The sequence below is a fragment of the Streptomyces sp. WM6386 genome, assembly GCF_000972385.1.
Classification (GTDB): Bacteria; Actinomycetota; Actinomycetes; order Streptomycetales; family Streptomycetaceae; genus Streptomyces.
Genome location: NZ_JXTE01000023.1, coordinates 19135 through 42771 on the forward strand (window position 1 = coordinate 19135; position 23637 = coordinate 42771).

Genomic DNA, 23637 nt, shown 5'->3' on the forward strand with positions numbered 1-23637 from the left:
CTTGGCGGCTCCCCCTTGAACCGTGGGCCTTTACTGTTCTACCTTCGCCACATGGTCGGGGCATCAACGCCCGCTCGTCGGTTGCACAACGAGCGGACGGCAGTTGGGCCAGGTGATGCGGAATGCGTCCGCACCTCGCCCTGATCGAGGACGACTCCGATTTCGCACTGATGTGCCGTTCCTATCTGGAACGCGCGGGCTTCACCGTCACCTGGGCCATGGACGCCCGCGCCGGCAAGGCCACGTTGCACGAGGGCGGCGTCGATCTGGCCGTCCTCGACCTGGGCCTTCCCGACGGCAGCGGCCTGGAACTGCTGCGGGCGCTGCGCTCCACGAGCCGCCTCCCGGTCATCGTGGTCACCGGCCGCGGTGCGGAGGCCGACCGGGTGGCGGGCCTGGAGATCGGCGCCGACGACTACCTCGTCAAACCGTTCTCGCAGCGCGAGCTGGTGGCCCGGATCCGCGCGGTACTGCGCCGCTCGCAGCCGCCGGAGACTGCGACCGTGCTCCAGATCGGCTCCCTGCGCGTCGACACCGCCGCCCGCCAGGCCTCCTCCGAGGGCTTCCCGCTGACGCTGCGGCCCAAGGAGTACGCCCTGCTGGAGCTGCTGACCGCCGCGCCCGGCCGGGTCTTCTCGGCGGAACAGCTCCTCGAGCGGATCTGGAGTGCCTCCTGGCAGCAGCCCTCGACCGTGGTCGAGCACGTCTACCGGCTGCGCGGCAAACTCGCCCGGCTGCCCGCTCCCGCCCCTCGGATCACCACCGTCCGCGGCTACGGTTACCGACTCGACCCCTGAGAGCGACGCATGGCCGACGCCCCGGACTTCCGGCGCCTGTTCGACGCCGTCCTGTCCCCACTGCTGGTCCTCACCCCCGGCTTCACCATCGTCGAGGTCAACCGCGCGTATCTCACGGCCACCCGCACTGAACGCGCCATCGTGGGGCGTCCCCTCTTCGCCGTGTTCCCCGACAACCCCGACGATCCGTCGGCCGACGGCGTCGCCAATCTGCGCCGCTCCCTGGAAGCGGTGGTCGCCACCAGCCGTACCGACACCATGGCGCTCCAGCGCTACGACATCCCCACGGAGGACGGCGGCTTCGCCGAGCGCTACTGGAGTCCGGTGAACTCGCCCGTCCTGGACGCCGAGGGGGAGCTGTCGTACATCATCCACCGGGTCGAGGACGTCACGGAGTTCGTGCATGTGCGGCACGTGGGGCGGGAGCAGCAACGGGTGGCCGCCGAGGCACAGATGCGCGCGGAGGGCATGGAGATCGACCTGTTCGTACGGGCCCGGGAGATCCGCGAGGTCAACGAGCAGCTCCAGCGCGCCAACGCCGAACTGGACGCGGCGGGGCGGCGGCTCAGGGAGGAGCAGGAGGCCAAGGACCGGTTCATCGCAACGCTCTCGCACGAACTGCGCAACCCGCTCGCGGCGGCCACCGCGGCCACCGAGCTGCTGGCCCTCGACATGCCCGACGGCCATCCGGCGCTGTCCGTGCTGGAACGGCAGCTGGGCACGCTGGTGCGGATGAGCAACGACCTGCTGGACGGCACACGAGCGGTGACGGGGCGGCTGGGGCTGGTGCGGGAGCGGATCGACATCCGGTCCGTCGTCGAGGGTGCGTGTGCCGACATCCGCCATCTGTTCGGGCACGAGGGACGCCGGCTCGACGTCGGTGTGCCGGGCGAGCCGGTGATCGTGGACGGCGACCGGCTGCGGCTGGCGCAGGTGCTGACCAACCTGCTGTCGAACGCGCTCAAGTACACACCGCCGGGCGGGCACACCGAGGTCGCCCTGGGCATCGAGGGTGGGCAGGCCCGGCTGACCGTGCGGGACGACGGGATCGGTTTCGAGCCCGGTCAGTCCGAGGACCTGTTCGGGGTGTTCATGCGGGCGGCGCCGGCCGGGCCCGACACACCGGAGGGGCTGGGGCTGGGCCTCGCGGTCGCCCGCACCGTGGTGGAGCTGCAGGGGGGCCGGATCTCCGCGTACAGCGAAGGGCCGGGCCGGGGCGCCGAGTTCACCGTGGCGCTGCCGATCGCCGACTCCGGCGCACCTGAACCGGCACGAGCGGTGGTGGTCCGTCCGGCCAGACGGCAGCTGTCCGTCCTGATCGTGGAGGACAACTCGGATCTCGCCCTCACCTACCGCACCCTGCTCCAGCGGCAGGGCCACCACGTCACGGCGGTGCACACCGGCACCGACGCGCTCACCGCCACCGAGGGCCGCCTCTTCGACGTCGTGCTCTGCGACCTCGGTCTGCCCGACATCGACGGCTACACGGTCGCCCGCACGATCAGGACCCGGCCGCACGGCAAGCACCTGCGGCTGATCGCGGTCTCCGGTTTCGGTCAGGGCAGCGACCGCACCAGGTCCCGCGCGGCCGGATTCGACGCGCATCTGGCCAAGCCGCTGCCATTGAACGACCTCATCGACCTCCTGGAGCGTTTCGACGAGCCGTGACCGGCACACGTCTTCCGCCCTGTGCCCCGCTGTGCTTGCCTGGGGAGCCGTTTTCGGTGTCCGGGGCGGGAGTTGCCGCATGCGCAAGCCGTGGATCGTGGGAATGCTGCTGGCCGGAGTGCTGCTCGGAGCGTGCTCGGACCCGGCGTCCGGGCCCGAGGCGGCCCCGTCGTCCGTCGCGCCTCCCAAGCCGGCCGGCACGACGCAACAGCAGGCCGCCGGCAGTCCCGGTGCCCCGGCGAAGGCTCCGGTGGTGCTGTACCTCGGGGACTCGCTGGCGATGGAGGCCCAGAAGGTGGTCGGTCAGGAGCTCCGCCGGGACCTGCGTGCCGAGTACACGGGCAAGCCGTACTCCGGGACGACGGTGTGCGACTACCTGGAGGGCACCGGCGCCAAGTCCCTCGTGCCGGACCGCGACAAGGCGGCCGCCCTGGTGCGCTCGCTGCATCCGGACTTCGTGGTGCTCCAGTTCTGGGGCAACGCGTGGGGCTACACATGGTGCATGGACGGCATCACCCACGCCCAGGCGCCGACGACGTACTTCAAGCGGTACCAGGCCGACATGGCCCGCCTGACCGAGCAGATCGCGACGGCGGGCGGTGACCGCCGGCCCCGGATCGTGTGGGTGGCACAGGGCCCGGACCCGATCACCCCCGACCGGGTCCGGCGCGTGAACGAGCTCTACGCGCGCCAGGCGGCCGCCTCGGGCGACCTCGTCGCCGACGCGGGAGCCAAGGTGAGTGCGGCCGGGGCCCGCTACTCCTGGGTCCAGTACCTGCCGTGCACCGCCTACGAGCGCGAGCACTCCGCGTACTGCACCCAGCCGGGCCGGGACCGGACCGCCCTCCACCGCGACAAGGACTATCTGCACTTCTGTCTGGCGCCCACCACGTCCACGCCCAAGCCCTGCCCGGTCCGCTCCCCCGGCATCCTGCGGATCGCGCGGGAGATCACCCGGGTGATCGGCCGGACGCCCGTCGACTGAGCCTCACTCGCCCGCGTAGGCCCTCTCCAGGGCCGCGATGTCGAACTTGCCCATCGCCATGAACGCCTCGGTCACACGGGCCGCCTTCGCCGGGTCCGGGTCGGTGACCATGGTGTCCAGCGTGTCGGGGACGACCTGCCAGGACAGTCCGTACTTGTCCTTGAGCCAGCCACAGGGGCCGGGCTCGCCGCCGCCCTCGAGGAGCTTGGCCCAGTAGTAGTCGATCTCCTCCTGGTTCTCGCAGAAGATCATGAAGGAGGTGGCCTCGGTGAACTTGAACTGAGGGCCGCCGTTGAGCCCGAGGAACTTGTGGCCGTTGGCCGTGAACTCGACGGTCATCACTGTGCCCGCAGGCTGCATCGCCCCCTCGGGGTAGCGCGCGACCTTGCCGACACTGGAGTTCTTGAAGACCGAGACGTAGAAGTGGGCGGCCTCCTCGGCCTGGCCGTCGAACCAGAGACACGTGGTGAAACCGTCGGTTGCCATGAGTACCTCCTGGGCGGGCGGATCGCTGTCACCTGTGTCGACCGATCCTCGCCGCGAAACTCATCGGTCGCTTGGCCGGTTAATCCAGGTGGCCCGTACACCGTTCGGAACTAGCATCCGGGTCATGACGTCTTCGCCCGCCGGCACCGGCCTTCACACCTTCCGCATCGACATACCGCAGGCCGACCTGGACGACCTCCACGACCGCCTCGACCGGGTCCGGTGGCCCGACGAGCTGCCCGGGGTGGGCTGGGCCTACGGCGTGCCGGAGGGGTATCTGCGCGAGCTGGTGCGGTACTGGCGGCACGAGTACGACTGGCGGGCGGCGGAGGTGCGGCTGAACGAGTGGCCGCAGTTCACCACCGAGATCGACGGCGCCCATGTGCACTTCGCGCACATCCGCTCCCCCGAGCCCGATGCCACCCCGCTGATCATCACCCATGGCTGGCCGGGGTCGATCGTCGAATTCCTCGACGTCGTCGGCCCGTTGACGGATCCGGCCGCGCACGGCGGCGATCCCGCCGACGCCTTCCATCTCGTGGTGCCGAGCATCCCCGGCTTCGGGTTCTCCGGGCCGACCCGGGAGACCGGCTGGGAGGCGCGCCGGATCGCCGACGCATGGGTCGAGCTGATGACACGCCTCGGCTACGAGCGGTTCGGCGCCCAGGGCGGCGACTGGGGCGCGGGCATCTCCCGCGAGCTGGGCCGTGTCCATCCCGACCGGGTGATCGGCATCCACCTCAATCTGCTGCCCGGCGCACAGGCGGCCACGGAACCGACCGAGGAGGAGCTTCGGGCACTGAGCCCCGAGGAGCGGGAGCGGACCCGGCTCTCGTGGCGCAAGTGGGCCGCGTGGTTCCGCGACGGAGTGGGCTACTTCCACCTCCAGTCCACCCGGCCGCAGACCCTCTCGTACGCGCTCACCGACTCGCCGGTCGGCCAACTCGCCTGGATCGTCGAGAAGTTCCAGGAGTGGACGGACTCCGACGAACTGCCCGAGGAGGCCGTCGACCGGGACCTGATGCTCACCAACGTGATGCTGTACTGGCTGACCGGCACCGCGGGCTCCTCCGCCCGGGTCTACTACGAGCGCGCCCACGCCAAGGGCGACCGGATCGCCGCCCAGCACAAGCCCTCGACCGCCCCGACCGCGGTGGCCTCCTTCCCCGGCGACCCGCAGATCCCGCTGCGCCACAAGGCCGAGCGCACCGAGAACATCGTGCGCTGGACCGAGCTCGACCGGGGCGGCCACTTCGCCGCGATGGAGGAGCCTGACCTGCTGGTGGGCGACGTACGGGCCTTCTTCCGGCAGTTGCGCGAGAAGGGCTGAGACCTGCGGTGAAAGCGGCGCTCTGCCCTCGGCGAATCTGCCGCGGGCAGAGAACGGGCTGAAGGGCGCCGCCCGAGGTCAAGAGTGGAGTCGACGGCATCCCCGCCACCACGAGGAGAACCGATGACTCCACTCACCACGCTCGCCCCGCGGGCGGAGGAGGGCGACACCGCGCCCTCCCGCTTCGACGACCAGTTGGCCGCCCAACTGCTCGGCCAGCGGATCGTCCTGCTCGGCACCCAGGTCGACGAGGTCTCCGCGAACCGGGTCTGCTCCCAACTGCTGATCCTGTCCGCGGAGGACCCGCGCACCGACATCAGCCTGTACATCAACAGCCCGGGCGGCTCGGTGTACGCGGGCCTCGCCATCTACGACACGATGCGGCTCATCCCCAACGACGTGTCGACGCTCGCCATGGGTTTCGCGGCGAGCATGGGCCAGTTCCTGCTCTGCGGGGGCGCGCCCGGCAAGCGGTACGCCCTGCCGAACGCGCGGATCATGATGCACCAGGGGTCGGCGGGCATCGGCGGGACCACGGCCGACATCGAGATCCAGGCGGAGAACCTGGACCACAGCAAGCGGACCATGGAAAGGCTGCTCGCCGAGAACACCGGCCAGACGCCGGAGACCATCGCCCGGGACGGCGACCGCGACCGCTGGTACACGGCCGAGCAGGCCAGGCAGTACGGAATGGTGGACCAGGTCGTGGAGTCGCTCGCCGACGTCCGCCCGGCCGCCTCGAAGCGACGGATGGGGCTGTGACATGGGGAACTACACGATTCCGTACGTCGTCGAGCGGACCGCTAACGGTGAGCGGTCCTCGGACGTCTTCAGCCGGTTGCTGTCGGAGCGGATCATCTTCCTCGGCACCGAGATCGACGACGGGGTGGCCAACGTCATCATCGCGCAACTCCTCCATCTGGAGTCGTCCGCGCCTGACAACGAGATCGCGATCTACATCAACTCCCCCGGCGGCTCGTCCACTTCGCTCATGGCGATCTACGACACGATGACGTACGTGCAGGCACCGATCTCGACGTTCTGCGTCGGACAGGCGGCCTCCACGGCGGCCGTGTTGCTGGCCGGCGGGGATCCCGGGCGGCGGTTCGTGCTGGAGCACGCGCGCGTGCTGCTCGGCCAGCCGGCCAGCGGCGGCAGCCGGGGAGCGATCTCCGATCTCGCCCTCCAGGCCAAGGAGATGATGCGGATCCGCTCCCAGGTCGAGGAGGTACTGGCCCGCCACACGCACCACGACGTGGCGACGCTGCGCGCGGACATGGACCGCGACAAGGTGTTCACCGCCGAGGAGGCGGTGGCGTACGGGCTGGCGGACGAGGTGGTGAGTCGGCGCCTCGTGGGGGTGTGAGGCGCCGGGTTCCGCTCAGGCGGCCAGGCAGAGCCCGTCGTACGACGAACCGGGCGCCGCCCTGCGGCTGCCGACGGCGTGCCGGCTGGTGATCCGGACGAGTTCGCCCTGGGCCCGTCCGAGCAGGTCGCCGAGACCCAGTCCGAGGGCGTGGGCGGCGGCCGCGAGGACCTCCGACGAGGCCTCCTTGCGACCCCGCTCCACCTCGGAGAGGTAGGGCATGGAGATGCGCGCCTCGTCGGCCACGTCCTTCAACGTGCGCTCCTGGGCGAGCCGTTCACGGCGCAGGACGTCGCCGACCAGGTCACGCAGCAAAGGCTCCTTGGCTTGCGGTGCGGCGGCAGGGCGGGCGGTCCCCGGGCGCAGGGGGATGACGCGGGCTTGGTTCGTCGCTTCTTCGCTCACCTCTTCAGCCTAGAAGCCGTGGACCACAGCGGAAGGGATCAGCACAGGATCAGCATTCTGCTCTGGGGGGAATCGCCGGGGCCCGCCGTACGGCACGGATCGACCCGGTCGGCATGCACCGGCACGCACCGGGTAGGTGCAAAGGAGACTGCCCTCGGGCGATCCGCTGGTCAGCGGCGGACATACGCATACGTCGTCGCTGTGCGGGTACCCGTGGGACCGCGAAGCACAGTTTCGGAAAACAACCGAGGCTGAAGAGGCTGACGTCAAGCCGTGACTTGCGTGGGAGAGGTACATGGACACCGCCGTGATCCGGTCGGAGGCACAGGTCGTGGAGAAGACCGCCGGGACCAGCACGGGTGAGACATCACTGCCAGGAGTCGTGAACCCCCGGAGCGTGGCACCGCGCGACGCGCGGGAGCTGTCGCGCCAGTTCTTCCAGCGCCTGACCGAGCTCGAGGAAGGCACGCACGAATACCAGTACGCGCGCAACACGCTCATCGAGATGAACATGTCCCTCGTGCGCTTCGCCGCCGGCCGGTTCCGCGGTCGCGGCGACGACATGGAGGACATCGTCCAGACCGGCATGATCGGCCTGATCAAGGCCATCGACCGGTTCGACCTGACGCGGGAGGTCGAGTTCACCTCCTTCGCCCTGCCGTACATCGTCGGCGAGATCAAGCGGTTCTTCCGTGACACCACCTGGGCGGTGCACGTGCCGCGCAGGCTCCAGGAGCTGCGGGTCGAACTGGCCAAGGCACGTGAGGAACTGGCCAGCCGGCTGGACCGGGAGCCGACGGTGGCCGAGCTCGCCACCCTGATGAACATCGCCGAGTCCGAGGTGATCGAGGCGCAGATCGCCGCGAACGGCTACAACTCCTCGTCCCTCGACGCCGCGCTCACCGGCGACGGGCCCGAGAACGGCGAGTCGGTCCTGGCCGACTTCATCGGTGTGGAGGAGGACGGACTGCGCCTCGTCGAGGACTTCCAGTCGCTCGCCCCACTGATGGCCGAACTCAGCGAGCGCGACCGGCAGATCCTTCATCTGCGGTTCGTGGAGGAGGCCACCCAGGCGGAGATCGGTGAACAGCTGGGCTGCTCGCAGATGCATGTTTCCCGGCTGATCAAGCGCATCATCACCCGGCTGCGCACCGGCATGCTGGGCGAGTTGGGCTGCGCCTGAGACGAGAGGTGACCGCCGGAGGTGTCTTCGGCGGTCATTCCGTCTCCAGTCGCAGGACGGCGCTCACTCTCTTCCCGACCGGCACCCGTTCCGCGCTGACCTCGGCCGCCAGCGCGTGCACAATCTCCAGGCCGTGCCGGCCGACCCGCTCGGGGTCCTTGGGGAAGCGCAGGGGCATTGCCGCGCTGCTGTCGTAGACCGACACGGTGACGACCGCGTCCGTGCCCTCCAGGTCGAGGATGTACGGCCCGTTGCTGTGCCGGTCCGCGTTGGTGACCAGCTCGCTCACCACCAGAAGCACCTCGCCGTCGGCCCGGTCACCGATCTCGGCGCACCACTCGGTCCTGAGCTGCTCGAGGAAGTGCGCGGCGAAGTTGCGGGCCTCGGCGATGCATCCCGGTTCGCCGGTGTAGTGGGCCGCCCGCCGTAGTGGATCCACGGGCACGTCGAAACCAGTCGGTATCACTGCCCCGTCCAGGTGCTCGATCATGCGTTTCTCTCTCGGAAGCCGGACTGGCCGGACGCCTGCTGCACCAGTGCTCGTACCCCGAGCGCGGCTCCGCAGTCCCCATAACGGGTCGTGTCGGTCACATGGCTGGTGACGTCACCGCGGACCCGGGGCACTGTACGTGGACCCCGATTCTGTCGGTGTGTCGAATGCCAGTGGGGGCTGAGGCACAGAGGTGTCCGCGGACGGCTCGTCCTCTTCGGTCGCCCCGGAGTCCGACGTGGGCGGGCACGGTGTCGCTGTCGCCGAGTCGCTGGGAGTGTCCGTGGGCGTTCCGGAGGGAGTGCCGGTGGCGGTGGTGAGGCACGGCTCCGGGGAGGAGGGCGAGGTGGACGGCGAGGTCGGTGTCGTGGGCGCGGTCGGTGTGATCACACTCGCGGACGGGGCGACCGGGTTCACCGGCGGCTCGGTCGGCTTGTCCTTGTGGGCCGTGTCGCCGCGGTGGCGGGCGACCCAGTCGTCGGAGTCGTGGTCGTAGATCACGAAGATGTTGATGACGGTCACGGAGGGCGCGACCACCACGACGTTCGAGGGCCGGTAGGACGACCATGTGTCGCCGGTCCGCTTCGGGGCGCTCCGCTGGGCGACCGGCGGGGTCAGGGGGTTGCCGCACGCGCAGCGCACCCGGGGCACGCCGCGGCTGTCGACGAGGACGGCGGTGCCGGACTGGAGGACGGCCTGGTAGCCGGTGGCGTGTCCGTCCCGGTAGCCGTGGTTGGTGACGCGGGTGTCCATGCGCAGCTGGACCGGGGTGAGCGAGCGCAGGTAGGCGGGGACGCCGGACGGCTGGACCCCGGCGACCGAGGCGAAGGCCTGGTTGACCGGGGGGTTCGCCCGGAGGGCCTTGATCTGGCGCTTCACGTCGCAGCTGGCGACGTTGCGGGTGCCGCCGTAGAGACCGGGGGCGCTGCCGTCGACGCCGCGTACCGCGTTCGGGGAGGCCGACTCGGTGGCCGGGGAGGCGGAGACGGGTGCGGCGGAGCTGTCGGTCGCCGTCGACCCGGTGAAGGGGTCGGGGCCGGTCTTGCCGGCTGCCTGGAGGAAGACCTCGCTGTTCCCGCTCTTGCCGGAGCCGCCGTCAGGGCGGGTGAGGACAAGGCCCAGGACCACGGCGGCGGCGACCGCGGTGGCGAGCAGGGCGATACGGGGCACGGAACGCCACCAGGGGCGGTGCGGTTCCGGGGAGGGCGGCGCGCCCCCGCTGCCGCCCGGGGGCTGTGAGGGCGGCCCCGAAGGCGGCTGGGAGGGGCCCGACAGCGGACCGGAGGGCGGTCCTGTGGGCCGGCCGGAGGACGGTGGTTCGACGCTCACGAGCCCTTCTTCCCGACGTGGAACTCCTGCGGCTTTTTTGCCTTTACCCCGCTTTTATCCCCGCCCCTTACATTGTGTGCTCCGGTGTCGTGCCGCTCGCAAGCCGACGCGGACGGCCCTCTCGGCGGGCGGGGCCCCCGGGCCCTGCTTAGCGTGGCAGGGTGAGCCCGCGAACCCGCTCCGACCAGGCCATCGCCCCCCACGGCTGGGTACAGGCCCTCCTCACGGTCCTGTCCGCACTGATCGCCATGGGCGTCGCCGCGACTCTCGGACTGTGGGCGGCCGGGGCGACGGACCTTCCCGACGGCGCGTTCCCCCGGGTCGTGGCGGCGACGGTGGTCACCGCGGTCGGCGGCACGATCGAGCTCTCCGGCAACGCCGGTGGACTGGCCGACACCCAGGCGGGCCTCACCGTGATCCCGCTGTCCGTCACGCTCGTCGGGGCGCTCGTGATCGCCGCGGGCTTCCTGCGTCCGCTGCGGCACCGGGCGGTCGCGGGCGCCGGGGAACTGGCCGGCTGGGCCGCCAGGGTCGCCGTGCTGTGGCTGCTCGCGCTGCTCGCCCTGGCCCTCGGCGCCCGGCAGACCTTCCAGCTGTCGCTCGGCGACGGCACGCTCTCCGACCTGGGCGATGTGTTCGGTGTCTCGCCGAAGGTCGGCTTCGAGACGGACCTGCCCCCGACCCTGTTCTTCGGTCTGCTGTGGCTGGCCGGTGTCCTGGTGCTGGCCCTGCTGGTCTCGCGCGGAGCGCCGCTCCCGGCCCGGCTGCTGCGCTTCCAGGCGACGGTACGGCCGGCGGCGTACGCGATGGTGGTGCTGCTCCTGGTCTACGTGGCCCTGGGCATCGTCATCGCCGTCGTCGTGGCGGTCACGCGCGGGCAGGCGGCGGCGACCCTCGCCGTGATCCTGCTCGGCATGCCGAACCTGGTGTGGCTGACGCTCACGATCGGCCTGGGCGCCACCTGGAACGGCCGGGTGGAGGGCCCCTTCGGGCTGCCGATGCCGCATGTCCTCGACGAGGTGCTGCGCGGTTCGGACACCGCCACGCTGAATCTGCGCACGCTGGCCGAGTACGACGGCCGGGTGTGGTGGCTCGTCGCCGTGGACGCGGTCCTGCTGCCGGCCGCCGCCTTCCTGATGGCGGCGCGCTCCCCGGCCCGCATGCGCGCCTGGCAGCACGCCCTGCACATGGCGGTCGCGCTCGCGCTCACGGTGCTGATGATCTGCCTCGTCGGCCGGATCTCCGCGCACTACGGCCTGTCCGTCCTCGGCATCGGCGACCTCGGCGGCGATCTCAACGGGGAGCTCTTCCTCGAGCCCGAACTGTGGACCGCCGTCGGTCTCGCCGCACTGTGGGGGCTCGTCACCGGCTTCCTGGGCGCGCTCCTCGCCCGTCCGGTGCGGCGGACCGGCGAGGCGAAAACGGCTGGGACCGCAGACGCCGGGCGTGACAGTGTGCGGCCATGACGCTGCCGCTCGAAGACCGCCTGGCCATCACCGAGTTGATCTCCCTGCACGGCCATCTGGTCGACGAGGGGCAACTCGACCGCTTCGAGGAGGTGTTCACCTCCGACGTCGTCTACGACCTCTCCGACTACGGACAGGGCGAGGTCACCGGCGTCCCCGCGCTACGGGAGGCCGCACTGACCCTGGGCTCGGCGAATCCCGTCGCGCACCTCGTCACCAACGTGGTGATCGCCGAGGCGCAGGACGGCCAAGTGCGGGCCCGGTCCAAGGGGTTGGGCATCATGGCCGACGGCTCGTGCGGGTCGGTGACGTACGAGGACACGGTCGTCCGTGTCGGCACCGGCTGGCGGGTGTCGCACCGCAAGGTGTCGCCGCGGCGGGTGCCGCTGAGTGGAACTAGCCGCCCCTGAACACCGGTTGGGCCCACGGCGGCGGCCGCTTCGGGCCCTCCTGCGACGTCTCCACCACCTTCAGGTCGACCTCCGTCGGCGCGTGGGCGGCGAAACGGTCACCGGTCGTGGCCGCGCGCAGGGCCGCGACGAAGGCGAGGCAGGTGTCGTAGCGGGCGTCGGGGCTCTTGGCGAGGCCGCGCGCGAACACGGCGTCGACGCCCGGGTCGAGGTCGGGGCGGGACTCGGTCAGCGGGGGCGGATCGTCGTACTGGTGGGCCCACAGCAGGGCCATGTCGTCGTCGCGGCGGAAGGGCGGGCGGCCGGCGAGGGATTCGTAGACGACGCAGGCGAAGCCGTACACGTCGCAGCGTCCGTCGACCGGCTTGCCGGAGATCTGCTCCGGTGCCACGTAGTCCAGGGTGCCCACGAACTGGCCGACCGTCGTGAAGCCGGTCAGGGACAGGGACTTCTTGGTCAGGCCGAAGTCCGTGAGGTAGGCGTGTTCGGGGTGGTCGCTGTCGGTGCCGCGGGCGACCAGGATGTTCCCGGGCTTCACGTCCCGGTGGACGAGCCCGTGCTCGTGGGCGGCGTCCAGCGCCGAGGCGACCTGGGCGGCGATGCGCAGGGCGACGGCGGGCGCCAACGTGCCCTGGCGGTCCAGGAGATGACGCAGGTCGCTGCCCTCGACGTAGCGCATCGCGATGTACAGGACGCCGTCCGTCTCGCCCGCCTCGAAGACGGGCACGATGTGCGGGTGGTCGATCGCGGCGGCGGCCCGGGACTCGTGGGTGAAGCGGCGGCGGAAGGTGTCGTTGCGGGCGAGTTCGGGGGCGAGGAGCTTGAGCGCCACCGCGCGGTCCAGTCGCAGGTCGCGGGCGCGGTAGACGACAGCCATGCCGCCGCGGCCGATCTCGCGCTCGATGCGGTAGCCGGCGACCCGCCGGCCGATCAGCTCGGAGGGCCGGCCGGAGAAGAGGCTCGTGTCACGGGCCATCAGGGGTCACCACTTGTGTGGGGGCGTGGTCCTCGACGGCGGCACGGGGTGCCTCGTCCGTCGCGAAGGTGCTCAGACGGGCACCGTCGGCGTACACCCAGCGGCCGTGCTGGGCGTCGTAGAGCCATACGGACTCGCCGTCGACCACGACTCCGACGCGCCGGCCGCGCGTACGCGCCCGGAAGGCCTCGCCGTCGAGGCCGCCCGAGGCGAGCTCCTCGACCGCGGCCCGGTAGCCGGCCAGGGTCTGCTCGGCGCGGGCCAGCAGCGGGCGCGGGTCGGCGGTGCGGGCGAGCGGGCCGTCCGCGGCGGGCGGATCCGGGGGGACGGCGACCAGGAAGCGGCCGTCGACCCAGGCCGACCAGCCGTTGGCACACAGGACGTGTCCCCAGTCGCCGCGCCGCTCCACCAGCTGGACCGGAAGCAGCGGATCGAGAGGAACGGTGGGCCGGGCGGGATCGGGGGCCTCCCAGGCGGGCATGCCGTGCTGGGGGACGACGTGGGTGGGCCGGAAGCCGGGGGTCGCCATCGCGCGCGCCTACTTCCGCAGTACGGCCGGCTCGTGCCGGCGCAGCAGCCGGGACACGACGTAGCCGAAGAGAGCCGACAGCACGACGAGCATGGCCACATTGAGCAGCCACACCCCCGCCGAGTGCCGGAACAGCGGGTCGCCGGTCAGTTCGCCGGGCACGATCCGGGCGAGCCCGACGGTGCCGGCCATCGCACCGAGCGCCCAGCGCGAGGGCACCAGCCAGGACAGCTGCTCCAGGCCGGGTACGCCGTCGAGTTTCAGCAGGGCGCCGCAGAAGACCACCTGGACGATGGCGAGCAGCACAAGCAGCGGCATCGTCACCTCCTCCTTGCGCACCAGCGCGGAGACCAGCAGACCGAGCATCATCGCCGTGAACGCCAGCAGGGCGACGGCGACGGTGATCTCGACAAGGGGCGGCATCAGCACGCCTTCGCCGCCCGGCGCGTTGAGGTCGACGCCGAACAGGGCGACCAGGGTCAGCACGACCGCCTGGAGCACGGTGATCGTGCCGAGGACGACGACCTTGGAGAGCAGGTACGCCGATCTGGACAGGCCCACGGCCCGCTCCCGCTGATAGATCACGCGTTCCTTGACCAGCTCGCGCACAGCGTTGGCCGCCCCCGTGAGTACGCCGCCGACGCACAGGATCAGCAGCGCGTTCATCGCCGTCTCCTGCGTCAGCTTGCTGCCGGCCAGGGCGCGGGCCATCGCGCCCATCACGAACGGCAGGGCGATCATGATGACCAGGAAGGTGCGGTCGGCAGCGAGTGCCGTGGCGTAACGGCGGATCAGGGTGCCGAGCTGGGCGCCCCGGCTGCGGGGCCTGGGCGGTGGGGCGATGACGACCGGTCCGGACCTGGACACCCGGGGCTGCCCGGTCGCCTCGGAGACGTACTGCCGGTGGAGGGACGAGGTGCGGAACTCTCCGGCCCAGTCCCGGCCCTGGTCCCGCTCGAAGGCCTCGAAGGCCTCCGGCCACTGCTCGTAGCCGAAGTAGGCGAGGGTGTCCTCGGGCGGGCCGTAGTAGGCGATCTTCCCGCCGGGGGCGAGGACGAGGAGCCGGTCGCAGACGTCGAGGCTGAGGACGCTGTGGGTGACGACGATGACGGTGCGGCCGTCGTCGGCGAGGCCGCGCAGCATGTGCATCACCGAGCGGTCCATGCCGGGGTCGAGGCCCGAGGTCGGCTCGTCGAGGAAGAGGAGTGAGGGCTTGGTCAGCAGCTCCAGGGCGACGCTGACACGCTTGCGCTGACCGCCGGAGAGGCTGTGCACGGGCTGGTCGGCGCGCTGTTCCAGGCCCAGTTCGCGGATGACCTCCTCGACCCTGGCCTGCCGCTCGGCCTTGGCGGTGTCCTGCGGGAAGCGCAGTTCGGCGGCGTAGGACAGGGCGGCGCGGACGGTGAGCTGGGCGTGCAGGATGTCGTCCTGCGGGACGAGGCCGATGCGCTGGCGCAGCTCGGCGTAGTCGCGGTACAGGTCGCGGCCGTCGTACAGGACCGTGCCGTGGTCGGCGGGGCGCTGCCCGGTGAGCGCACCCAGGAGGGTGGACTTGCCCGCGCCGCTCGGGCCGACGACCGCGAGCAGGCACTTCTCCCCCACCGGGAACGACACATGCTCGAGGAGCGTCTTGCGGCCGTGGTCGACGGCGACGCTCAGATCCTGTACGTCGAGGGAGACCTCGCCGGTGTCGACGTACTCCTGGAGCTCGTCGCCGACCAGGCAGAACGCCGAGTGGCCGATGCCGACGACATCGCCGGGGCCGAGCTGGGCGCGGGTGACGGGGCCGCCGTTGAGGTAGGTGCCGTTGTGGCTGCCCAGGTCGACGATCTCGTACGTCCCGTCGGGGTGGGCGCGCAGTTCGGCGTGCCGGCGGGAGACGACCAGGTCGTCGATGACCAGGTCGTTGTCGGCGGCGCGGCCGATGCGGACGGTACGGGAGGGCAGCGGACGGACGGTGGTGGGCTGTCGGAAGGTGCCGGTCAGCGCGGGCATGGACACCGCCGAGGGGCGTTCCCGGGGGGCCGGTGCGGTACTGGTCAGCACCGCCCTGGGGCCGTCGGCGGGGCTACCGAAGCGGATCACGCTGCCGGGGCCGACACTCCACTCGTCGACCCGGCGGCCGTCGGCGTAGGTGCCGTTCGTGCTGTGCTCGTCCTCCAGCGTCCAGTGGTCGGCCTCGGGCCGCAGCACCGCGTGGTGCCACGAGACCCGGGCATCGTCGATCACGATGTCACTCAAGGGATCGCGCCCGACGTGGTAGTCGCGGCCCGGACTCATCACCGTGGAGCCCGTCTCGGTCTCCAGGACGAGTTCAGGCGCGGTCGGCGTGTTCAGCCGCTCTGCCATGCCGAAATTCTACCGATTCGTCCAGATGTGCGCCCGGCGTCGGCTCAGGGGCTCAGCCCACGGACACGACCAGCGCCGGAATCGTCCGCTGCATCCGCAGGGCGTCCACCGACTCGGCGAGCAGCTCGTACTCGGTGGTCTCGTCGCAGGTGGCGATCCGGATCAGCCGTCCGGCCGCCAACTCCTCGGCGACCAGCTCCTGTTGGGCGTCGTCCCCACACCACGCGCGCAGCACGGCGGGCACATCGGGCACGGTGTCGGCGACCGGGACGAGAGCGCCCGAAGGTAAGTGCTCGGCGTCGGGCTGCGGGTCGAGCCGCTCGGCGATCCAGGCGGCCCGGTCGCGCAGCCACCAAAGCGCCAGGGCGAGGGTCGGGGCCCGATAACTGCCCAGGGGTACGCCGATACGTTTCCCCTCGCACGTTCCGTACGCGGTGACATGGCACAGGAATTCGTCGTGCACGTTCACTCCCCCGGTGCGTAGTGCGCCTCTCGGCTTGCCTCGCTTTCGGTGCGGCTCTCGTGCTCGCGGGTACCGCGGCTCATGTGCGGTGTGTGATGGCATCCTCGCTGGATGTGAATGCCCTGTCAGTTGAGTATGTTCACTACTGAAACACTGTCACCACGACTTTCCGGCCACTCTCCTGGCATATTCACGGGGGGAGTTGGCCGAAATCCTGCGACGTCGGCATTACCCCAGGAGTAATCGACGCTCCGCCGCACTGCGGGCAAGGTTGCGGTACCGGGTCACCACGACCGGGATCCGGTCCTGACCAGCAGATACGACCTTGACGGAGGCTGATTTCGCATGCCCGCCAACACCGACCGTTACGAGAGTGCCGTCGCCCGCTATTTCGAGGCCTGGAACGCCGTCGATCACGAGACGCTGGCCAAAGCGGTGGCTGCCGCCTGGGCGCCGGACGGCACCTACACCGACCCGCTGACCGACGTGGGCGGCCATGAGCAGATCGCCGCGGTGATCGCGGCGGCGCACGAGCAGTTCCCGGGGTTCGTCTTCTACCCCACGGCGGTCGTGGACGCTCATCACGACACCGCGCGCTTCTCCTGGGAGCTGGTGAACGAGGCCGACGGAAGCGCACCCGTCGCCGGCTTCGACGTGATCACGCTGGACGAGAAGGGCCGTATCCGGTCGGTGTTCGGATTTCTGGACCGGGTGCCCGCCGGGGCGTGATGAGTTTTCGCGCTCGCGAGGGTCTCTTGAACGGGAGGTCTCCTGAACGGGAGACCACCGTGAGCGAAAGGCGGCCGCCATGAGTACGACCGGGAAACTGGACCGGCACTTCACCGCCGAGCTGGTCAAGAGCCCCGCCGAAGGGGGCTGGACCTATCTCGTGTGGCCCGAGTCCGTCGCGTTCTTCGGCACCCGCGGGCTGGTCAAGGTGCGCGGCACGATCGACGGGCACCCGTTCCGGAGCTCCTTCATGGCCCTGGGCGACGGCAGGCACAAGCTGCCCGTGAAGGCCGAGGTGCGCAGGGCCATCGGGAAGGAGGCGGGCGACACGGTGACCGTCCGCCTCCAGGAGCGGCTTACTTCTTGAGCACGGCGTCGATCCGGGCCAGCTCGTCCGCGTCGAAGTCGAGGTTGCGGATGGTGCCGACACTGTCCTCGATCTGCTGCGGGCTGCTCGCGCCGACGAGGGCGGAGGTCACCCGGCCGCCGCGCAGGACCCAGGCCAGGGCCAGCTGGGCCAGGGTCTGGCCGCGGGACTGGGCGATGTCGTTCAGCTCGCGCAGCTGGGCGACCAGGTCCTCGGTGAGCGCGTCGGAGTTCAGGAACGGGCTGTCGCTCGCGGCCCGCGAGTCCTCCGGGATGCCGTCGAGGTAGCGCCCGGTGAGCATGCCCTGCTCCAGCGGGGAGAAGACGATCGAACCGACCTGGAGCTCGTCCAGGGCGTCCAGGAGACCCCCGTCCTCGGGGCGCCGGTCGAGCATCGAGTAGCGCGGCTGGTGGATGAGGAGCGGGGTGCCGAGCTCGCCGAGGATACGGGCGGCCTCGCGGGTCTGCTCCGCGGAGTAGTTGGAGACGCCGACGTAGAGCGCCTTGCCCTGCTGCACGGCCGAGTGCAGGGCGCCCATCGTCTCCTCCAGCGGAGTCTCGGGGTCCGGGCGGTGCGAGTAGAAGACGTCGACGTAGTCCAGGCCCATCCGGGTCAGGCTCTGGTCCAGCGAGGACAGCAGGTACTTGCGGGAGCCCCACTCGCCGTACGGGCCGGGCCACATCAGGTAGCCGGCCTTGGTGGAGATGATCAGCTCGTCGCGGTAGGCGGCGAGATCGGACTTCAGGGCCTCACCGAAGGCGGACTCGGCGGCACCGGGCGGCGGGCCGTAGTTGTTGGCCAGGTCGAAGTGGGTGACCCCGAGGTCGAAGCTGCGGCGCAGGATCGCGCGCTGCGTCTCGACGGTGCGGTCCGCCGGGCCGAAGTTGTGCCACAGGCCCAGCGAGATCGCGGGAAGCTTCAGGCCGCTGCGGCCGGTGCGCCGGTAGGGCATGTCCGTGTAGCGGTCGGGGTGTGCGGTGTACAACGCGACTCCAGAGGGGTTGGCACGGTTTCCTGAGAACCACGGTTTCCTGAGAACCGCTGTCCACTACCGCCGTCCACTCTTTCGCGACCTGGGGGCATTCGTCCAACAGAAGAATCCGATGGAATTAAGCGGATACGCTTCTCAGTCATGGAACTCCGACATCTCCAGCACTTCGTCGCGGTCGCCGAGGACCAGCACTTCACCCGGGCCGCCGAGCGACTGCTGGTGTCCCAGTCGGGTCTGTCGGCCTCCATCCGGGCGCTGGAGCGGGAGCTGCAGACGCCGCTGTTCGTGCGGACCACCCGACGGGTGACGCTCACCCCGGCGGGCCGGGCGCTGCTGGGTGAGGCCGAGCGCATCCTCGCGCAGGTGCGGGCGGCCCATGAGGCGGTCGCCGCGGTCCAGGGGGTGCTGCGCGGGATGCTCGCGCTCGGGTCGGAGCAGTGCATCGCGGGGGTGCATGTGGCCGGCCTGCTCGCCACGTTCCGGCGACGGCACCCGGATGTGGAGATCTGTCTGCGGCAGGCAGGCTCGGGCGCGCTCGTGGAGGAGGTCGCGGCCGGGCGCCTCGATCTGGCCTTCGCGGTGCGGACCGCGCAGGAGGACACCGACCAGCTGCGGGTCGTACCGCTGGCCGGTGAGCCGATGACCGTCCTGTGCCACCCCGACCACCGGCTCGCGCGCGTCGGCGCGGCCGTGACTCCGGAGGATCTGGGCGGCGAGGTCTTCGTCGACTTCCACCCGGACTGGGGCCCGCGCCGCACCACCGACGCCGCGTTCGCCGCCGCGGGCGTACGGCGGGCGGTCGCGCTGGAGGTGAACGACGTGCACAGCCTCCTGGACCTGGTGGACGAGAACCTGGGCGTCGCCGTCGTACCGCGCCACTTCCGTCACAAGCGCCCGTCGCTGACCGCGCTGCCCGTGAAGGGCACCGGCGAGACCGTGTACGAGACGGTCGCCCTGCTGCCGCCCGAGCAGGCCACCAGCCCGGCGGCCCGGGCACTGATGGAACTGCTGGAAACAGGGGGCGTAGGTACACCCCCGGACGGGGCCCACCCCTCCTGACCCGGCCCGTCTCCCACCGCAGACTCGTGACCGTCCCTCACGACAACTGCGGTCAGGAGTACGGGAAATGACGGACCACACACGACGGAACGTACTGCGCGGCGCGGCGGCGATCGCGGCGGCGGGCGGGCTGGTGGGCACGGGAGCGGGGGCGGGACCGCGTGCGGCCGCCGCGGCTCCCCAGGCGTCCACCTCGCGGCGCTTCCCCTTCCTGGAGGGCGCGTTCGAGCCTGTCACGGAGGAACTGACGGCCTTCGACCTGCCGGTCACCGGCCGCATCCCCCACGACCTGAACGGCCGCTATCTGCGCAACGGCCCCAATGTCCTGGGCCTGGAGGACCCGCGCGCCCATCACTGGATGCTCGGCGACGGCATGGTGCACGGCGTCCGGCTGCGCGACGGCCGCGCCGAGTGGTACCGCAACCGCTGGGTGCGCTCCTCCCAGGTGGCGAGGAAACTGGGCGAGCCCTACCCGCGGCCGGTGCCACCGGACGACTTCCCGTGCAACACCCATGTGATCCCCTACCGGGGGCGGATCCTCACGCTCCAGGAGAGCGGGCCGCTGCCGTACGAACTCGACGACGAGCTCAACACCGTGGGTACGTACGACTTCCGGGGCACCCTGAAGGGTCCGCTCACCGCGCACACCAAGTTCGACGTGCACGCCGGTGAACTGCACGCCATCGCCTACTACCCGACCTGGGACCATGTCCGGCACCTGGTCGTGGACCCGACGGGCCGGGTCTCACGCACCACCAGGATCCCGGTGGCGGACGCGCCGATGATCCACGACTTCGCGCTCACCGAGCATCACGTGATCATCCTCGACATGCCGGTCACCTTCGACCCGGCGGCCGCCGAGCGCGGCGACATCGTCCCGTACGTCTGGAACGACAAGCACCCGGCCCGGGTCGGAGTACTGCCGCGCAAGGGCGGTGCGGTCCGCTGGTTCGAGGTCGACCCGGTCTACTACTCGCACACCCTCAACGCCTACGAGGAGGGCACGGACATCGTCATCGACACGACGAACTTCGACGCCCCCTTCCTCGTCGCCGGCAACGGCTCCGGCGGCCCCTACAGCGCGGGCACCCCCAGGCTCGACCGCTGGACGATCGACCTGCGCCACGGCCGGGTGCGCACCAGGACCCTCGACGACCGCCCGCAGGAATTCCCGCGCGTGAACGAGGCCCTGGTCTCCCGCAGGCACCGCTACGGCTACTCGGCGGCGTCCGCGGAGATGGCGGTGGCCTACATGGCGGTCGACGGCAATCCGCCCGACCGAGCGTTCAGCAACGCGCTCATCAAGCAGGACCTGTTGCGCGGCACGACCCAGGTCCACCGGCTGCCGCGCGGAGCGGCCGCGAGCGAGGCCGTGTTCGTCCCGCGCGAACACAGTGCGGCCGAGGACGACGGGTACGCGATCGCCTACGTCCACAATCCCGATCTCGGAGCGTCCGACCTGCTGATTCTCGCCGCACAGGACTTCACCGGCGAGCCGGTCGCCCGGATCCATCTGCCGGGCCGGGTGCCGCTGGGGTTCCACGGGAGCTGGATTCCGGACGCGTGAGGCGCCCGGGTGCGCGATGGTGGACGGTATGCATGCAAAGGACATCCTCATCGACGGTTTCAGCCGCATCCAGGAAGAAGTCCATGCCGCCGTCGAGGGCCTGACCCCCGACGACCTCAACCATCGCCTTGGCCCCGACGCCAACTCCATCACCTGGCTGGTCTGGCACCTCACCCGAATCCAGGACGACCACCTGGCCGACGCCTTCGCTCTCGACCAGGTGTGGCTGACCCAGGAGTGGGAGAAACGCTTCGGCCTCGACCTGCCGCCCCGCGACCACGGGTACGGTCACACCTCCGCGCAGGTCGCGAAGGTGCGGGTCGACTCCCCCGAGCTGCTGACCGGCTATTACGACGCCGTCCACGCACAGAGTCTGGAGGCGCTGCACGGGGTGACAGCGGCGGACCTGGATCGTGTCGTGGACACGAACTGGGATCCGCCGGTCACCCTCGGCGTCCGGCTGGTCAGCGTCCTGTCCGACGATCTGGAGCACGTCGGACAGGCCGCCTACCTCCGGGGGCTGCGTCAGAGCGCGTAACCCGGCAGGACGACGTCCTCGATGAGGGCCTTGCGCTCGTCGAACGGGATGAACGCGCTCTTGAGGGCGTTCACCGTGACCGTGCGCAGGTCCTCGACACTCCAGCCCGCCTCCTCGACCAGCAGGGACATCTCGCGGGTCATCGTCGTGCCGGACACCAGACGGTTGTCGGTGTTGAGGGTGACACGGAAGCCGAGGTCCTTCAGGGCCGTGATCGGGTGCTCGGCGATCGAGGTGGCGGCACCGGTCTGGAGGTTGGAGGTGGGGCACATCTCCAGGGCCACACGACGGTCGCGCACCCAGCCCGCGAGACGGCCGAGCTTGCCGTCCACGATGTCCTCGGTGATACGGACGCCGTGGCCGATGCGCTGGGCGCCGCAGACCTGGAGGGCCTGGTGGATGCTGGGCAGGCCATGGGCCTCGCCGGCGTGGATGGTGAACGGGACGTTCTCGCGGCGCAGGTGCTCGAAGGCGGCGAGGTGGTCGGCGGGCGGAAAGCCGTCCTCGGCGCCGGCGATGTCGAAGCCGACGACGCCCGCGTCGCGGAAGGCGACGGCCAGGTCGGCGGCCTCGCGGACGCGGTCGAACATCCGCATGCCGCACAGCAGGGTGCCGACCCGGACCGGGGTGCCGGCGGCGGCCGCCTTGGCCATGCCGGCCGCGAGCCCCTCCTGAACGGTCTCCACGACCTCGCTCATGGCGAGTCCGCCCTTGGTGTTCAGCTCGGGGGCGTAGCGCACCTCGGCGTACACGACACCGTCCGCGGCCAGGTCGAGGACGTACTCCTCGGCGGTGCGCAGCAGGCCCTCGCGGGTCTGCATCACGGCGAGGGTGTGCTCGAAGGTGGCTATGTAACGCACCAGGTCGCCGGAGTTCGCGGCGTCGAAGTACCAGGCGGCCAGCTCGTCCGGGTCGGTGGTGGGCAGGGTGTGGCCGACCGCCGCCGCGAGCTCCACCACGGTGGCGGGGCGCAGGCCGCCGTCGAGGTGGTCGTGCAGCACGGCCTTGGGCAGCCGGCGGATGGCATCGAGGTCTACGCGCGTAGCAGTCATGATGGATCTTTCCTTGGCAGTGCTGGGCGGGGCGGTGCGGCAGATGCGGTGCGGTGGTCAGTCGGCGGGCTGGAGCAGGTCCCAGCGGTTGCCGTAAAGGTCCTGGAAGACGGCGACCGAGCCGTAGGGCTCGTGGCGCGGCTCCTCCAGGAAGGTCACGCCGGCGGCGGTCATCCGGGCGTGGTCGCGGGCGAAGTCGTCGGTGTGCAGGAAGAAGCCGACGCGTCCGCCGGTCTGGTCGCCGACCCGGCCGCGCTGGGCCTCACTCTTGGCGCGGGCGAGGAGCAGGCCCGTGCCCCCGCCCTGTCCCGACCCCGGCTCCACGACGACCCAGCGGGAGCCGTCGGGGCGCGGGGCGTCCTCGGCGAGCCGGAAGCCGAGGGCCTCGGTGTAGAAGCGGATCGCCTCGTCGTAGTCGTCGACGACGAGGGTGACCAGGGCGACGCGTCTCATCGGGGCCTTTCGGAGGGCGGGGTTAGCGGAAGAGGTTATACGTAAAACGTGGCGGACGCCAGTCCGGCTCGGACCTAGGGCGGACGTCCGAGCCGGAGGGGACCCCTGGACCGAGGCGGGGCAGGCCGCCGGTCACTACCGTCCGGGTAATGAAGATCGACAACCCTCCGCGCGATGCCGAGGAGCGCAAGCGAGACGTGCTGGCCCGACTGGACCGGGAGAGCGACATCTGGGTGGCCTCGGCGGACGACGACGGGCTGCCGTGCATGGTCCCGCTCTGGTTCGTCTGGCACGCCGGGGCCGTATGGCTGGCGACCCGGCTGACGAACCCGACCGGCCGCAATCTGCGGGACGGCCGCCGGGCGCGGCTGGCGTTCGCGGACACCCGGGACGTGGTTCTGGTCGACGGCTCCGTGGAGACGTACACCCTCCAGGAGGTACCGTCCGAGGCGGCTGCCGCGTTCCTCGCCAAGCACGGCTGGGATCCGCGGGAGGACAGCCCGTCGTACGCCTTCTTCGAGGTGCGACCGTACGCGGTGCAGGCGTGGCACGAGGTGCGGGAGCTGCCGAAACGGCACGTCATGCGGGACGGGGAATGGGTCGTGTAAGGCCCCGCCCGGAGATGTCCTCCCGTCCCGCACGGGTGTCA

Annotated in this window: 26 protein-coding genes; 15 read left to right on the plus strand and 11 right to left on the minus strand. The window is 70.9% G+C overall.

The features are described 5' to 3' along the window. The first annotated feature begins 122 nt into the window (after positions 1–122). From TN53_RS16425 to TN53_RS16435, 3 genes are all read left to right on the plus strand, one after another. Positions 123–797, plus strand: coding sequence for a response regulator transcription factor (locus TN53_RS16425; RefSeq protein WP_046259238.1), 675 nt, complete (start codon positions 123–125; stop codon positions 795–797). 9 nt (positions 798–806) lie between these two features. Beyond that, the gene (locus TN53_RS16430; RefSeq protein ID WP_046259239.1) at positions 807–2465 is read left to right on the plus strand and encodes an ATP-binding protein; all 1659 of its coding nucleotides are present in this window, start codon (positions 807–809) and stop codon (positions 2463–2465) included. A gap of 79 nt (positions 2466–2544) precedes the next feature. Further along, a complete protein-coding gene (locus tag TN53_RS16435; RefSeq protein ID WP_046259240.1) occupies positions 2545–3450 on the plus strand; it encodes an SGNH/GDSL hydrolase family protein in 906 nt (301 codons plus the stop codon). Between the two features lie 3 nt (positions 3451–3453). Here the strand turns inward: TN53_RS16435 and TN53_RS16440 are convergent, their stop codons facing one another. Then, a complete protein-coding gene (locus TN53_RS16440) occupies positions 3454–3936 on the minus strand; it encodes a VOC family protein (RefSeq protein ID WP_046259241.1) in 483 nt (160 codons plus the stop codon). Between the two features lie 124 nt (positions 3937–4060). Between TN53_RS16440 and TN53_RS16445 the strand changes: the two genes are divergently transcribed. The 3 genes from TN53_RS16445 to TN53_RS16455 all read left to right on the plus strand — a co-directional run bounded on the left by TN53_RS16445 (position 4061) and on the right by TN53_RS16455 (position 6632). Next, positions 4061–5266, plus strand: coding sequence for an epoxide hydrolase family protein (locus TN53_RS16445; RefSeq protein WP_046259242.1), 1206 nt, complete (start codon positions 4061–4063; stop codon positions 5264–5266). A gap of 123 nt (positions 5267–5389) precedes the next feature. Continuing rightward, the gene (locus tag TN53_RS16450) at positions 5390–6028 is read left to right on the plus strand and encodes a ClpP family protease (RefSeq protein WP_046259243.1); all 639 of its coding nucleotides are present in this window, start codon (positions 5390–5392) and stop codon (positions 6026–6028) included. A gap of 1 nt (position 6029) precedes the next feature. After that, a complete protein-coding gene (locus TN53_RS16455) occupies positions 6030–6632 on the plus strand; it encodes a ClpP family protease (RefSeq protein ID WP_046259244.1) in 603 nt (200 codons plus the stop codon). A 15-nt stretch (positions 6633–6647) separates the two neighbouring features. Here TN53_RS16455 and TN53_RS16460 read toward each other — a convergent pair whose 3' ends face one another. Then, on the minus strand, positions 6648–7037 hold the full coding sequence (locus TN53_RS16460; RefSeq protein ID WP_046259245.1) for a helix-turn-helix domain-containing protein: 390 nt from the start codon (positions 7035–7037) through the stop codon (positions 6648–6650). A gap of 295 nt (positions 7038–7332) precedes the next feature. On the opposite strand from TN53_RS16460, the gene TN53_RS16465 reads away from it, so the two are divergent. Then, the gene (locus TN53_RS16465) at positions 7333–8220 is read left to right on the plus strand and encodes an RNA polymerase sigma factor SigF (RefSeq protein ID WP_046259246.1); all 888 of its coding nucleotides are present in this window, start codon (positions 7333–7335) and stop codon (positions 8218–8220) included. A gap of 34 nt (positions 8221–8254) precedes the next feature. On the opposite strand, the gene TN53_RS16470 is transcribed toward TN53_RS16465, so the two are convergent. Both TN53_RS16470 and TN53_RS16475 read right to left on the minus strand, forming a co-directional pair. Then, entirely contained in the window at positions 8255–8710 is a 456-nt protein-coding gene (locus TN53_RS16470) for an ATP-binding protein (protein WP_046259247.1), read from the minus strand. A 114-nt stretch (positions 8711–8824) separates the two neighbouring features. Next, entirely contained in the window at positions 8825–10039 is a 1215-nt protein-coding gene (locus tag TN53_RS16475; protein WP_046259248.1) for a DUF6777 domain-containing protein, read from the minus strand. A 161-nt stretch (positions 10040–10200) separates the two neighbouring features. On the opposite strand from TN53_RS16475, the gene TN53_RS16480 reads away from it, so the two are divergent. Then, a complete protein-coding gene (locus tag TN53_RS16480) occupies positions 10201–11505 on the plus strand; it encodes a streptophobe family protein (protein WP_046259249.1) in 1305 nt (434 codons plus the stop codon). Then, the gene (locus TN53_RS16485) at positions 11502–11915 is read left to right on the plus strand and encodes a nuclear transport factor 2 family protein (RefSeq protein WP_046259250.1); all 414 of its coding nucleotides are present in this window, start codon (positions 11502–11504) and stop codon (positions 11913–11915) included. The genes TN53_RS16480 and TN53_RS16485 overlap by 4 nt, the downstream gene beginning before the upstream one ends. Here the strand turns inward: TN53_RS16485 and TN53_RS16490 are convergent. From TN53_RS16490 to TN53_RS16505, 4 genes are read right to left on the minus strand one after another with little or no spacing between them, the layout of a single operon-like run. Beyond that, positions 11902–12891, minus strand: coding sequence for a serine/threonine-protein kinase (locus TN53_RS16490; RefSeq protein ID WP_046259251.1), 990 nt, complete (start codon positions 12889–12891; stop codon positions 11902–11904). The genes TN53_RS16485 and TN53_RS16490 overlap by 14 nt on opposite strands. Next, the gene (locus TN53_RS16495; protein WP_046259252.1) at positions 12881–13420 is read right to left on the minus strand and encodes a hypothetical protein; all 540 of its coding nucleotides are present in this window, start codon (positions 13418–13420) and stop codon (positions 12881–12883) included. Before TN53_RS16495 ends, TN53_RS16490 begins: the two co-directional genes overlap by 11 nt. A gap of 9 nt (positions 13421–13429) precedes the next feature. Continuing rightward, positions 13430–15769, minus strand: coding sequence for an FHA domain-containing protein (locus tag TN53_RS16500; RefSeq protein ID WP_046259253.1), 2340 nt, complete (start codon positions 15767–15769; stop codon positions 13430–13432). Positions 15770–15821: 52 nt separating this feature from the next. Further along, on the minus strand, positions 15822–16232 hold the full coding sequence (locus TN53_RS16505; protein WP_046259254.1) for a hypothetical protein: 411 nt from the start codon (positions 16230–16232) through the stop codon (positions 15822–15824). Positions 16233–16577: 345 nt separating this feature from the next. Between TN53_RS16505 and TN53_RS16510 the strand changes: the two genes are divergently transcribed. Continuing rightward, a complete protein-coding gene (locus TN53_RS16510) occupies positions 16578–16961 on the plus strand; it encodes a nuclear transport factor 2 family protein (RefSeq protein ID WP_046259255.1) in 384 nt (127 codons plus the stop codon). 79 nt (positions 16962–17040) lie between these two features. Then, entirely contained in the window at positions 17041–17328 is a 288-nt protein-coding gene (locus tag TN53_RS16515) for a DUF1905 domain-containing protein (protein WP_046259256.1), read from the plus strand. Here the strand turns inward: TN53_RS16515 and mgrA are convergent. Next, complete coding sequence (gene mgrA, locus TN53_RS16520; RefSeq protein WP_046259257.1) at positions 17318–18313, minus strand: L-glyceraldehyde 3-phosphate reductase; 996 nt, start codon at positions 18311–18313, stop codon at positions 17318–17320. The two genes, TN53_RS16515 and mgrA, sit on opposite strands and share 11 nt — an antisense overlap. A 147-nt stretch (positions 18314–18460) precedes the next feature. On the opposite strand from mgrA, the gene TN53_RS16525 reads away from it, so the two are divergent. The 3 genes from TN53_RS16525 (at position 18461) to TN53_RS16535 (ending at position 21483) form a co-directional block, all read left to right on the plus strand. Further along, on the plus strand, positions 18461–19378 hold the full coding sequence (locus TN53_RS16525; protein ID WP_046259258.1) for a LysR family transcriptional regulator: 918 nt from the start codon (positions 18461–18463) through the stop codon (positions 19376–19378). 67 nt (positions 19379–19445) lie between these two features. Beyond that, positions 19446–20945 (plus strand): carotenoid oxygenase family protein, encoded by a 1500-nt coding sequence (locus TN53_RS16530; protein WP_046259259.1) that lies wholly within the window; start codon positions 19446–19448, stop codon positions 20943–20945. 28 nt (positions 20946–20973) lie between these two features. Further along, positions 20974–21483 (plus strand): mycothiol transferase, encoded by a 510-nt coding sequence (locus TN53_RS16535; RefSeq protein ID WP_159038132.1) that lies wholly within the window; start codon positions 20974–20976, stop codon positions 21481–21483. On the opposite strand, the gene TN53_RS16540 is transcribed toward TN53_RS16535, so the two are convergent. Together TN53_RS16540 and TN53_RS16545 are read right to left on the minus strand one after the other, a co-directional pair. Continuing rightward, positions 21471–22535: an adenosine deaminase gene (locus TN53_RS16540; protein WP_046259261.1), complete on the minus strand. Its 1065-nt coding sequence runs from the start codon at positions 22533–22535 to the stop codon at positions 21471–21473. The two genes, TN53_RS16535 and TN53_RS16540, sit on opposite strands and share 13 nt — an antisense overlap. Positions 22536–22592: 57 nt before the next feature. Then, positions 22593–22988, minus strand: a complete 396-nt coding sequence (locus tag TN53_RS16545; protein WP_046259262.1) for a VOC family protein — start codon at positions 22986–22988, stop codon at positions 22593–22595. Positions 22989–23137: 149 nt separating this feature from the next. On the opposite strand from TN53_RS16545, the gene TN53_RS16550 reads away from it, so the two are divergent. Next, positions 23138–23596, plus strand: a complete 459-nt coding sequence (locus tag TN53_RS16550) for a pyridoxamine 5'-phosphate oxidase family protein (protein ID WP_046259263.1) — start codon at positions 23138–23140, stop codon at positions 23594–23596. The last annotated feature ends 41 nt before the right edge of the window (positions 23597–23637 follow it).